10 protein-coding genes are annotated in these 12,444 nt (G+C 72.5%); all 10 read right to left on the bottom strand.

The window, feature by feature from the left end:
- Window positions 1–35: 35 nt before the first annotated feature.
- Complete coding sequence (locus ASC54_RS03960; RefSeq protein WP_055857297.1) at window positions 36–1,769, bottom strand: GspE/PulE family protein; 1,734 nt, start codon at window positions 1,767–1,769, stop codon at window positions 36–38.
- 179 nt (window positions 1,770–1,948) lie between these two features.
- Window positions 1,949–2,353, bottom strand: a complete 405-nt coding sequence (locus tag ASC54_RS13250; protein ID WP_055857299.1) for a type IV pilin protein — start codon at window positions 2,351–2,353, stop codon at window positions 1,949–1,951.
- Window positions 2,354–2,524: 171 nt separating this feature from the next.
- Window positions 2,525–2,812: a WXG100 family type VII secretion target gene (locus ASC54_RS03950; protein WP_055857302.1), complete on the bottom strand. Its 288-nt coding sequence runs from the start codon at window positions 2,810–2,812 to the stop codon at window positions 2,525–2,527.
- Window positions 2,813–2,908: 96 nt separating this feature from the next.
- Window positions 2,909–3,784, bottom strand: coding sequence for a hypothetical protein (locus ASC54_RS03945; protein WP_055896834.1), 876 nt, complete (start codon window positions 3,782–3,784; stop codon window positions 2,909–2,911).
- A complete protein-coding gene (locus tag ASC54_RS03940) occupies window positions 3,781–4,377 on the bottom strand; it encodes a hypothetical protein (RefSeq protein ID WP_055857309.1) in 597 nt (198 codons plus the stop codon). The genes ASC54_RS03945 and ASC54_RS03940 overlap by 4 nt, the downstream gene beginning before the upstream one ends.
- On the bottom strand, window positions 4,374–5,003 hold the full coding sequence (locus ASC54_RS03935) for a hypothetical protein (RefSeq protein WP_055896833.1): 630 nt from the start codon (window positions 5,001–5,003) through the stop codon (window positions 4,374–4,376). Before ASC54_RS03935 ends, ASC54_RS03940 begins: the two co-directional genes overlap by 4 nt.
- Window positions 5,004–5,014: 11 nt before the next feature.
- The gene (locus tag ASC54_RS03930) at window positions 5,015–6,388 is read right to left on the bottom strand and encodes a hypothetical protein (protein ID WP_055896831.1); all 1,374 of its coding nucleotides are present in this window, start codon (window positions 6,386–6,388) and stop codon (window positions 5,015–5,017) included.
- Between the two features lie 12 nt (window positions 6,389–6,400).
- On the bottom strand, window positions 6,401–6,712 hold the full coding sequence (locus ASC54_RS03925) for a hypothetical protein (protein WP_055857316.1): 312 nt from the start codon (window positions 6,710–6,712) through the stop codon (window positions 6,401–6,403).
- A gap of 85 nt (window positions 6,713–6,797) precedes the next feature.
- Window positions 6,798–11,294, bottom strand: a complete 4,497-nt coding sequence (locus ASC54_RS03920; RefSeq protein WP_055896829.1) for an FtsK/SpoIIIE domain-containing protein — start codon at window positions 11,292–11,294, stop codon at window positions 6,798–6,800.
- Window positions 11,291–12,388 (bottom strand): RDD family protein, encoded by a 1,098-nt coding sequence (locus ASC54_RS03915; RefSeq protein WP_055896826.1) that lies wholly within the window; start codon window positions 12,386–12,388, stop codon window positions 11,291–11,293. Before ASC54_RS03915 ends, ASC54_RS03920 begins: the two co-directional genes overlap by 4 nt.
- Between the last annotated feature and the right edge of the window lie 56 nt (window positions 12,389–12,444).

Genomic DNA, 12,444 nt, shown 5'->3' with positions numbered 1-12,444 from the left:
CTCCTTACGGCGGCGTCGGGTCGATGGGGCGGGGCTCACGCGACCACGCGCATGATCTCGTCGACGGAGGTGAGGCCGAGCTTGGCCTTCTCCCAGCCGTCCTGGCGGAGGGTGCGCATGCCCTGGGCGAGCGCGACCTTCTGGATCTCGGCGGCCGAGGCGCGCGCCACGGCGAGGCGCTCGATCTCCTCCGTCACGGCCATGACCTCGTGCAGGGCGAGGCGGCCGCGGTAGCCGGTGTTCGAGCAGGCCGAGCAGCCGACCGGCTTGTAGAGCGTGGGGCCGGAGGCGAACGCGAGGGCCGTGCCGGCCGTGCGCTCCTCGCCGTCCTCGGTCGTGAAGCCCGTCTCGCCGAAGGCCTGCGCGAGGCTCACGCCGAACGCCATCTGCTCGGTGTCGCCCTGATACGGAGCCTTGCAGCGGTCGCAGAGGCGGCGCGCGAGGCGCTGGGCGACGACGCAGTCGAGGGCCGAGCCGACGAGGAAGGGTTCGATGTCCATCTCGATGAGTCGGGTGATCGCGCTCGGCGCGTCGTTCGTGTGCAGGGTCGACAGCACGAGGTGACCCGTGAGCGAGGCCTCGATCGCGATCTGCGCGGTCTCCTTGTCGCGGATCTCACCGAGGAGCACGACATCCGGGTCGGATCGCAGGATGCTGCGCAGCGCGCTCGCGAACGTGAGGCCCGCCTTCGGGTTCACCTGCACCTGGTTGATGCCGGCCATGCGGTACTCGACCGGGTCCTCGACGGTGATGACGTTGATCTCGGGCTTCGCGACCGCGTGGAGGGTCGTGTAGAGCGTCGTCGACTTGCCCGAACCGGTCGGACCGGTGACGAGGATCATGCCGTAGGGCTTCGTGTACGAGTTCTTGAAGACCTCGAAGTTGTACTCGAGCAGCTGCAGCTCGCTCATGTCGCGGCGCGTGGCGTTGTTGTCGAGGATTCGCATGACGACCTTCTCGCCGTACACCGTCGGCAGGGTCGCGACGCGGAGGTCGATCTGGCGGCCCCCATGGCTGACCGACATGCGGCCGTCCTGCGGCTTGCGGCGCTCGGCGATGTCGATGTCGCTCATGATCTTCAGGCGCGAGATGACGCCGTTGGTGACCGAGCGGGGCGCGGCCTGCATCTCGTGGAGGACGCCGTCGATGCGGTACCGCACGCGCAGCTCGTGCTCACCCGGTTCGATATGGATGTCCGAGGCGCTGTCCTGGATCGCCTGACCGATGATGAGGTTCACGAATCGCACGATCGGCGCATCGTCGGCGTCGGCGTCGCGCAGCGCGACCGCCGACAGGTCCTCCGGCCTGTTCTCCTCCTCGAGCACGTTCGACAGCTCGTTGAGCTCGCTGTCGGCCCGGTGGAACTTCTCGACCGCCTCGACGAGGTCGGTCTCCTCCGCGACGATCGGCACGATGCGCATGCGGGTCGCGGCGCGGACGTCGTCGAGGGCGAAGACGTCATCGGGGTTGACCATCGCGAGCGTGAGCATCTCGCCGGCGATGTGGATCGGCAGGACCTTGTGCCGCTTGCAGAGCGCGGCCGGCACGAGCGCGACGGCCGTGCGATCGATCGGGTACTCGGAGAGCTCGACGAACGACAGGCCCATGACCTCGGCGCGCGCGGAGGCGATCTGACCCGGGGTCACGCGCCCCTCATCCATGAACATCTGGATGATGTGGGCCTCGGCGAGCGGATCGTCGCTCATCACGTCGAGCGTCTCGATGGGCATGATGCCGCGGATGATGAGCACCTCGGTCAATGACGGCACTGCGGCTCCCCCCTCATGCGCGATCGCAGGGACGCCAATACCGTTGCCGCCCCCCACCGGGACGCTATGACACGCGCCCATTGGTGAGTAGTCCCCCGTTCGGGGACGCGACTCCTCCCCCACGAGCAACACGGGCCCCGCGAGCGATCGCCCGAACCGTGGACCCGCGTGACGGCGAGTCAGCCGGGCGGGACGAGGACTCCGCTCGGCGCGCACGTGCCGTTCTCGACGATGCCGCGGGAATCGCTGATCGCCCAGGTGCTCGTCACCGCGACGTGCTCGCCCCACAGGCACCAGCCGTCGGCGTCGCCCGTGCGGCCGAGCGTGATCGCGGCGTCGCCGTGGGCGGCGAGGATCTCCGCGATCCGGTCGTCGTCGAGGCTCACCGGGTCCTCCTCGGCGGTCGCGACGATGATCCCGAGCTTCGCGTGGGCGAGGGCCGACTGCACCGCGCTGCCACGCGCCTCCTCCTGGTACCCGAGGTACACGGGGACGGCGATCGCGGCGAGGAGGCCGATGACGGCGACGATCACGACGAGCTCCACGAGCGTGAAGCCGCGATCGGCGGGACGGATGCGGGTCATGAGGACCTCCGGGTCGAGGTCATTCGAGTGAAGCGGAGCGGCGCGAAGATGGGCATACCCAGAGCGGGGGGCGCGGCGGCGGCCTCTCCGCCGACACGACGACGGGGAGGGCATCGATGCCCTCCCCGTCGTGCGGCGCACCCGGCGCGCGGCCGGTGCGGTCGATGCGGCTCAGTTGCCGGCGAGCTGCCGATCCGTGTCCTGGATCGCCTGCATCATCTTGCGCAGCGACTCGCCCATCTCGCGGATGCCGTCGATCGCGTCCTCGAGGCCGCTCGTGAGCTCGCTGTAGCCGTCGCCGAAGCGCCCCGAGGCGTGCTCGGTGACGAAGTCGCTGCCGAGCAGCGAGTCGACCTCGGTCTTGAGCCGGCGGAGGATCTCGGCGATGTCCTCCTTGCCGCTCTCGAGTCGCGTCGACATGCGCTCCATCTCGCTGTACGTGGCCTTGAAGTCAGCCATGATCGCCCTTCCTCTCCTGGGAGGCCCGCCCCTGCGAACCATGTTCCTCCACGCTAGAGAGGTGCTGGGTATCCCTCAATGGGGAGGACTCCCCAGTCACCGGCCCCGACGCCGATCGGGTGCCGGCCCGAGCAGCGGGGGGCGCCGCGCGAGTCGCAGGCGGGCGTCGACCTCCGCCCGGGACGCCTCGGTCGCATCCGCCCCGTCACGATCGGCGACCGCGCGGATGGCCGCGAGCTCCAGGTCCAGGAGGCGGTCGCGGTCGGCCGGGCTGAGCGCGAGGAGCACGGCGGAGGCGCGAGTCTCGGCGACGACGCCCCTCCCGAGATCGGCGGGGCCGCTGCGCGCACGCGGTGCGGTCGCTCGCACGACCGCTCGACGCGCGCGGCGATGACGGTCGCGCGCCCGGGCCCCCAGAGCGAGCGACGCGGACGCGAGCGCGGCACTGACGAGAATCACGATCGGCGGGAGAAGAGCGGCGGAATCGAAGGGCGACTCCCCCGCGCGAACGGCGATCAGGACGGCGGCGATGAGCCAGGCGGCGGCCCACGTCGCATGCAGGGCGGCCCCGACGTGCGGGTAGTCGGCCGGCGGTCGACGCTCGCGGTCGCCCTCGGCGACCACGGCGAGCAGCAGGGCGAGGGCGGCCGTCGCGGCGGAGATCGGCGCAGCCGTGCGCACGTCGTCGATCACGAGATCACCCCGCCACGCGGCGACGACGCCGATGGCGACCGCGGCGAGGATGCTCGACGCGATCGAGAGCGCGGGAGGTGCGGATCGGGCGGTCCCGGCCGCGGGGTCGCGTTCGCGGCGGTGCTCGTCGATCGCGACGGCCCGGAGCTCCTCCGCATCGTCGCGCGCCACGACGGCGAGCGCGGCGAGGTGCAGCGAGTCGGCCGCAGCGCGGAGGGATCCGCCGCGCGGAATCGCATCGACGAGGGAGGCGACGGCGCCCCGATCGGGCTCGCTCACTCCAGCTCGTCCTGGTGCGCCCACGGCTCGATGCCCGCGAGCAGCTCCTCGATGGCGTCGACGCGGGCGCTGAGAGCTGCGGGATCGGCGTCGTCGCTCAGCGCGAGCACCGCCCAGTCGTCGCGGACCGCGACCCACTCCGCGGAGGCGAGGACCCCGGCGTCCGCGTCGTCCGCCGCATCGACGCCGCCGACCGCGCGCAGGCTCAGTCGGCGGACGACCGAGTCGAAGGGTTCGATCATGAGATCCACCGTGACGGGGTCGACGATGGCGCCTCTCGGTTCGGGGATCAGCGACGCCGCGCTCGCGCCGCCGGCGACCCGCTCAGCGGCGATGTCGACCCACCCGCCCGGTCGCCCGTCGATCGGGTAGTGCCACAGCCGAGCGGAGACGCCCGAGCGGTCGAACTCGGCGACGGCTCGGGCCAGCGGCGCGATCTCGATCGCCTGCTCGGCCGCGAGAGGCCTGCCGCGCGTGAGCTCGCCGGCGACACGGTCCGCCCACTCCGCGGGCGTCGCGCCGTGCCGGTCGGGGTAGCGGACCGGCACGGCGATCCAGACGTCGGCGTCGAAGTGGACGGGGAAGATCCTCACGACGGGCTCCAGCGGAAGGTGACGAGCATGATCCGGCCGATGTCGAGCAGGGTCTCGATCGCGTCCTCCTCCTCGGCCTCGGCCGCCCCCGCCGAACCGCCGCGGGTCGCGCCGAGGGCGGTGAAGGTCAGCACGATCGCGCGTCGGTCGTCCGAGGCCGGGACGGGAGCGATCGCCAGCAGCGTCCGCTCGACGAGCTCGTCGGCGTCGCCGTGCCGCCGCTCGTGCTCGATGACGTGGAGGCGCTCGCGCGCGCCCTCGAGCTCGATCACGGGGCGCCCGCGCGCGATGCGGGCGAGGGCCTGCTCGAGCGTCGTGCCCGCCGGCAGCGCGAGCGGAGCGACGCTGAGGGTGGCGGGGGGCCGCACTCCCTCCTCATCGGAGGGGGCGACGTACACCTCGGTGACCCCGTGCGTCCGCAGCGCCGTCCGCGCGCTGTCGAGCATCGTGTCGAGCTCCCTCAGCAGATCGGTACGGCCCGCGCGGGCCGCCTCGGCTCGGAAGCGGGACGTCGCCTCCTCCCCGATGAGCTCCTCCGGGCTGACGCGGCGCCAGCCGGGAGGGCAGAGGATGCGATAGCGCGCCGGCGGCGGCGCGACGCCGAGTTCGGAGCGCAGGTCGGGCATCCGCTCGGCGCTCAATCGAGACGCCCGGTGCGGCCCGCCATCGAGGAGACGGTCTCGGGAGCCTGGTAGGCGGTGACGCCGGCGTTGACCACGTTGAGGACCTGGTCGCCCCTGCCGGTCGCGTTCGACGCCGCCCAGCTGAGCGACCGCTGGCCCGCCTCGCCGCCGGCCGCCCAGGAGCCGCCGCGGATGCCGCTCGTCAGGCGCAGGAGCTGCGCATCGGTCGCCGAGCCTCCCGACCGGATCGCCGCCCACATGCGGGGAAGGCCCTGAGCGCCGGCGGATTCGATGAAGTCGTCGGCGAGCGCGCCGGCGGTCGACGAGCGGGAGGCGCGGTTGCCCGCGGCGGCCGCGGTCGAGGCGCGCGACGGCCAGGTGCGCAGGTCGAGGGTCAGGGCGTTCCTGCCGCTCGCGATGGCGCGGGCGGAGTCGTCGCCGAGACCCAGCGCGGCCCGCGTGGCCGCCCCGGCGCCCGAGCCTGCGCGCACGGCGCCGGCGAACGCCTTCCCGAAGGGGATCACGGCGAGCGCGCTGAGGGCGAGGTCGATCGTCGACACCCGTCCGGAGCCGTTCATGTACAGGATGAGCTGCGCGGCCAGGACGATGAGACCCGCGATCGCCGCCGCGGCGATCATCCACGGCGCGCCCACGATGATCGCCGCGACCGTGAGCACGAGCCCGACGAAGCCCGCCAGATCGGCGAGGCCGTCGAGGAAGTCGTCCCAGCGCGAGTCGTTCACGTCGGAGACCTCGATCGCCGTCGTGATGCGGCTCACGGCGGTGTCGTACGCCTCCTCCCAGACGCTGACGGCGCCGTCGAAGGTGCCCCACAGGGCGGTGAGCTCCTGCTCGGCGTCGTCGAACGCCCCGTCGGCCGCATCGAACTCCGCCTCCGCCTGCTGCTTCTCGGCGTCGGTCGCCTCGTCCTCCCAGAAGCGCGTCGTCTCGAGGTCCCTGACCTCGCCGCGGGCCTCGTCGAGTCGAGCGCTGGCCTGGTTCCTGACCGTGTCGGCCGTGGAGATGCTCGCGACCAGATCGGGCGTGACGATGCCCTGGACGGTCGCGAGCGCCTGCCCGTAGTTCAGCAGCGCTCGGCCGGTGCCGACCGACCCGTCGCTCGTCGTGTAGCGCCGGGCGACCTTCTCCAGATCGCGCGCTGCCGTCCGTGCCGACTCGCGGATCTCGTCGAGCGCGAGGGCCCGGTAGGACTTGTCGCCGTCCGCGATCCTCTCGAGCTCGCGCGCCGCCTTCTCCATCAGCTGGCCGAGACGCGAGTAGCGCATCCCCGCATCGATGATCGCCTGCGCGTCGCCCTCGACCGTGAGGCACCGGCGCTGCCCGGGGGAGCGGAGGAGGAAGTCGCCGGTCGTCTCTCTGAATGCCATGATCGCTCCTCGTTACGACGCGGTCGGCGCGTCGGCCGGGGCCGCGAGAGCGGCGTCGGTCTCACTGAACCCGTCGATGACGTTCTTCAGGTGGTCGAGGACGGCCTGGAGGTTCTCCGCGATCTTCTCGCGGTTGTCGTTCCAGTTCTCCTCGAAGTCCTCGACCGCGTTCTTCAGCTCGCCGCGATCGTGCGGGCGGCCGATCGCGGACTCGGCCGCCTCGGCGGCGCTGGCCGCGTCCTGGAACTCGGTGAGGATGACCTCGAGCCCGGTGGCGAGCTCGAGCAGGTGCTCATAGTTCAGATCGATGTCGTGCCCGCTCATCGGAGCCCCTTCCTTCGAGTTCCCCTCAGGGTAGACAGAGCCCCCGCGTCCGCGCGATGGGGAGCGCTCCCCAGAGCGGGAGCCCTCACGCCTCCTCGCCCACGATCGGCAGCTGCACGATCACGGCGCGACCGTTCTCGACGAGCATGCCCCGCCCCTCGGGGAACTCGTGGCGCTGGACGCGCGGGAACGCGAGCTTGAAGATCGCCTCGCCGTCGTAGGTGTCCGGCTTGAGGACGATGCCCCGGCGGCCGGCCTTGAGCTCGCCGACGAGACCGAAACCGGAGGAGAGCTGGTTCACATCGCCGTCACCGAAGAGCACGTGCTCGCTGCGGTTGATCGCCTGCAGGAGCTCGCGGAGCGGCCGCTCGGCGTCGGTGTCGGAGTACTCAGCGATGCTCTCGGCGACGATCACGATGCGTCGCGAGAGCGACTCGTCCGCCACGATCGGGGCGAGCTCCTTCGCGAGCGCGCGGACGTCCTCGACGCTCGAGGCCGCGCGCCGCCAGGGCCGCTCATCGCGGAGACCGGCACGACGACCGCCGATGTGGAAGAACTCCGCGTCCGGGTCGAGCGCGGCGACGCTGCGGACGAGCCAGCGCAGCGCGGTCGTCTTCCCGCTGCGCGGAGGCCCCGCGACGACGAACGACCCGATGGGCTCGAAGGTCCGCGGGGCGAGCGAGTCGTCCGCGATGCCGATGACCGGCTGACCATCGATGCTCGCCGGCAGCTCGGACGGGAGAAGGCGGGTCGGCAGCGCGCCGATCCCGGGAGCCGTCGCCGCGCCCGTCGCGACGAGCCGCTCGGCCGCCCGGTCGAGGGCCGCGGTCTGCTCGGCGACGTTCGTCGTGCCCCCGATCGACGCGAGCTGGGTCTCGAAGCCGTCGACCACGGCCCGGCCGGGCGCGCTCCGCTCGCTCAGGACATCCTTCGCCGCCCCGAGCATGCCGTAGGAGTTCTCGTCCGCCATGCGCAGCACGATGCGCCGCGAGACGTTCGCGCTCACCGCCGTCGGCACCGACCCGTACCGATCGGCCGTCGCGATGGCGTGCACGCCGAGCGGGCGGCCCTCGCCGAGCACGCGCATGAAGATCGCGTATAACGGCGAGCGGGCGGCGCCCGCATCCCACTCCTGCTTGAAGGTGCCGAACCCGTCGATGATGAGAAGGATGCGCGGCTCGGGCTCGCCGGTGATGGCCCGGTACTCGCTCAGCGTCGAGGCGTTGACCGCCGAGAATCGTCGCGCGCGGTCGTCGAGCATCGACCGGATCATGCGCAGGAGCCGCTGGACCCGCTCCGCGTCCTCCCCGGAGACGACCGCGCCGACGTGCGGCAGGGTCTCGAGCGAGCGCAGCGAGCCCGTCCCGAAGTCGATCGCGTACACGTGGGCCGCGCCGCGATCGGGCCGGGCTCCGACGGCGAGGGCCATCGAGCGGAGCAGCGTCGACTTGCCCGCGCCGCTGGTGCCGTAGACGAGGAGGTGGCCGTCGGTGTCCGGGGAGAAGAACACGGGCTCCTGCAGCTGACGGTCGGGCAGGTCGGCGATGCCGAGGGGGATGCTCGCGTCGCCGCTCATCGGCAGCGCGAGCACGTCGACCGTCGTCGGGAGATCCGGCAGCCACGGGCGGCGCGGTGCGGGGATGGCCGCGCGCTCCGCGGCGCCGATGATCGACGCGACGAGACGCTTCTGGTCGTTCGGGCCCAGGTCCTCCTCGTGCGTGTCGGACTCCGCGTCGCCGTCCACCTCCCAGACGATCGTCGCGCCGAAGCGGAGCTCGGCGACGCGGACGGTCGCGCGCTCCGGCTCGTCGCTCGTCCAGCCGCCGGCGTACCCGGACTGGAAGGGGACGAGCCGGCCGGGCCCGGTCTTCGCGATGCCGCGCCCGGGGATCGACGGGTCGAAGGACCCGGCGACCGGGTCGCCGACGACGTCGTTGGAGTCGGAGCCGTCGGCCATCCGCAGGGCGATGCGGAGGTTCGTGTTCGCGCGCAGGTTGTCCTTGATGACGCCGGCGGGGCGCTGGGTGGCCATGATGAGGTGGATCCCGAGGGAGCGGCCCCGCTGGGCGATGTCCACGACGCCGTCGACGAACTCGGGCACGTCGGAGGCGAGGGCGGCGAACTCGTCGATGACGAGGACGAGCGCGGGCGGAGCATCCGGGTCCTGCCGCTTCTCCAGCTCGATGAGATCCTTGGCCTTCTTGCGGTTGAAGAGATGCTCGCGATGGTGCAGCTCGGCGCGCAGGCTCGTGAGGGCCCGGCGGACGAGGTGCGGGCTCAGGTCGGTGACGAGTCCGACGCAGTGCGGCAGGTCGACGCAGTCGGCGAACGCCGACCCGCCCTTGTAGTCGACGAACAGGAAGGTGACGCGATCCGGGCTGTACTCCGCGGCCATGCCGAGCACCCACGCCTGGAGGAACTCGCTCTTGCCGGACCCCGTGGTGCCGCCGACGAGCGCGTGCGGGCCCTGGGTGCGAAGGTCGAGGGTCATCGCGTCGGGGCTGCTCTGCCCGATGAAGGCCGTGAGCGTGCTCGCGCGCTTGAGCCGCGGGCGCGGCCCGCGCGTGCGGTCGAGCACCGAGTTGTTCTGCCGCCATCGCTCGATGACCGCCTCGGGCTGCTCCGCGGTGTCCGGTCCCAGGAGCGACAGGAGCGCCACGCTGCGCGGAAGGTCGCTCGCGTCGGGCACGTGCGAGCTCGCGTCGATGACGGGCGCGATGCGCTTGGCGAAGACCTCCGCGTACTCGCGCGAGACCCCCTCGACGCGCACCCCCTCGTACGCCGCGCCGTCTCGGACGTAGCCGACCCGGGCCGAGTCGAGCCCGTCGGTCGCGTCGATGAAGGTCCGGCAGGTCGCGGGCAGCGACTCGACGGTGGGGGCGAGGAAGATCGTGTAGATCCCGGCATCCGGCCCCCGCTCGATGAGCTGCGCGAGGCGGGGGCGATCGACGGGTGCGTCGCTCGAGACGAACAGGACGAGCGCGAGGTCGCCGTCGATCGAGGATGCGGCGCTGGAGGACTCGCCCACGCGCGACCCGAGGGCGTTCGCGGTCTCCTCGGTGCGCAGCGGTCCGCGACGCGTGGGCGTCCCGGAGAGACGCTCGAGGATGGCCTCCTCGAGTCCGTTGAGGAGCGCGCTCGCGGCCGACGGGCTGTCGGCGAGGGCGTGGTCGGCGAAGGGCGATCGCGGGCTCGAGGTGTGCGGCAGCCACTTCATCCAGTCGAGCTCGGAGGCCCAGGGCCGGCCGACCATCGCCGCGGTGACGATCTCGTTGGGCGCGTGCAGACCGAAGAGCTGCACGGCGAGGCCGCGCACGACGTCGGCCGCGAGGTGCTGCGGGCCGGCGATGCCGATGGCTCCCGAGTTCGTGAGCAGCTCGATGAGCGGAACGTCGTCGATCGTCTCGTGCCGTTCGCGCAGCTCGTCGACGCGACGGACGAACGAGGGGATGCCCTTCGGATCCTGCCTGCCCCCGATGGTGTTCCTGCTCGGCGCCGTGCTCACGCCGAGGCGGAGGGAGAGGAAGTTCCAGTGCTCGGGTCGTCGGGTCCAGAGAAGCGGGCCGAGCCGGACGGACTCGTCGTAGACGTCGGCGACCGCGGGCGCCTCGGCGTGGCGTCGCTCGCGCTCGACCTCGACCTCCTCCGCGAGCCTCATCTCGAGCTCGTCGAACTGCTCCTCGAAGATCTCGATCTCGCGCTGGAGCTTCTTGCCCTGCTGCGTGCGCTGCCCGACGAAGTTGCCGAGCATCATGAGCGGCGTCATCGCGATGATGAACAGCGCCCGAGGCTGGTTGGTCAGGGCGAAGAGGGAGAGCCCGAGGAGGATCGGCGCGACGAGCATCGGCCACGGGAACAGGCGCGGATCGGCCTCGCTGGGGATGGCGGGGTGGGCGTGCTCCGTGCCGGGGTAGCGGAGCTCGACCCGCGGGGAGCGGTTGAAGAGCAGGGCTCCGCCGCGCTCGAGAACGGCGGGCGCCGACGCCGTCGCCGACGCCGTCGGCTCGATCGAGATCTCCGTGTCCCCGATGAGGATGCGGTGGTGCGGCTGCACGCGGATGCGAGGCAGCCGTCCGCCGTCGAGCACGAGCCCGTTGGCGGAGTTGAGGTCGACGAGCTCGACGCTCTGGCCGACCTCGATCCTCGCGTGCCGCTTGGAGACGAGCGGGTCGCCGAGCAGGACGTCCGCTCCCTCGGAGCGGCCGAGCACCGAGTGGCCGGGGGCGAGCGCGAACTCCCGACCGGCATCCGGCCCGGAGTGCACGCGGAGCACCGCGGCGGCCGCGCCTCCCCTCCGCGGGCGGGCGTGCGCGGTGTCGGGCACGACCCGCGCGATGAAGCCCGACCCGATCGGCGCGTCGCCGATGAGCTGATCGGCGGGCAGCGGCGCGAGCTCGCCCCCGACGGGCGGGGCGACGGAGAGCGTGACCCCGGCCCCGGGGGTGCGCGCGTGATGGTGGGCGAGCGGGTCGGCCGCGGCGATGGTCGCGGCGACGTCGGCGACCGTCGCGGTGGAATCGGCGGTGACGACGATGTCGACGTGATTGTCGACCTGGCGCTGGAGGGAGAGCTTGAGCTTCATGCCGAGTCGGTCCGTTCGATCGTGATGCGTCGCCCGCCGAGCTCGACGATCGACCCGGGGGCGAGCGGAGCGGGCGTCCGCGGAGCCACGAGCTCGCCCCGGCCGTCATGCCCCACCACGCGGACGCCGTTGCGCGAGTCGCGGTCGACGACGATCGCGCCCGGGCCGTCGAGGGCGAAGAGCGCGTGCGTCTTCGACAGCTGCATGCTCGGGTCGGTGAGCGCGATGAGCTCGTCGACCGACTCCCCCGGCTCGGGCGCCGGTGCCCGACCGATGAGCACGCGGCCGACGAGCGCGAGGCTCGTGCCGTCGTCGAACCGGAGGCGGATGCCGCCGAGCGGCGCGGCGACGGAAGCAGGAGCAGGATGCGCCGGGCTCGGGGCGATGATGGCGGGGGGCGCCCACTCGGTTCCCGCGCCCGCGGAGACGACTCCGGCGCTCGAGCGATCGGTGGGCACCTGCAGGCTCGCGCGGGCGTCCCCGGAGTGCAGCGGTCTGGCGTCGCCGACCCGTCGGCGCGGAGCCTCGCGGATCGCGCGACGAGCGATCCGCATCGCCTCCTTGTCGAGCGGGTCGAGGCCCCGTCGGGAATCGATCGCCCACTCGCGCGCGACGCGGTCGAGGAGCCCCCGGCCTCGCCTCTCGCCATCCCACAGGGGTGAGGCGAGCAGGACGGCCGGTCCGATGATCGGCAGGAGAGTGGCCGCGGCGCCGAGGACGACAGCGCGGAGGAGCGCCCGTCCGAATCCGGGAGCGCGCCATCCGTCGATCGCCACCGCGCGGATACCCGTCATCCAGCGACCCGCGGTGCGGCCGCGCAGGCCGTGCGCGATCACCTGACCGAGCGCCAGCGCGCCCGCGAGCGCCGATCCGACGATGAGGAGGATCACCTCCGTGCTCGACAGGTCGAGAAGGGCCACGGGCCCCGAGTCGACGGCGCGCAGAGCGATGCCGACGACGGCCGCGCCGGCCGGACTCACCGCGAGGAGCATGACCGCCCCGTCGATCGCGGAGGCTCCGACGCGGCGGCCGACCGGGGCCGTGCGCAGGCCGAGGGACTCGGCCGACTCGGTCGACGCCTTGATCGCAGTCACGCACTCCCTCTTCCCACGACTGACCAGCCAAGCGCACGGGTCGGCGCGCGTCGATG

Origin of the sequence: Yonghaparkia sp. Root332, from assembly GCF_001425665.1 — a bacterium.
In the GTDB taxonomy this organism is placed as follows: Bacteria; Actinomycetota; Actinomycetes; order Actinomycetales; family Microbacteriaceae; genus Microcella.
The sequence above is the reverse complement of the archived record's forward strand: the minus strand, read 5'-3'. Positions and strand labels throughout refer to the sequence as shown.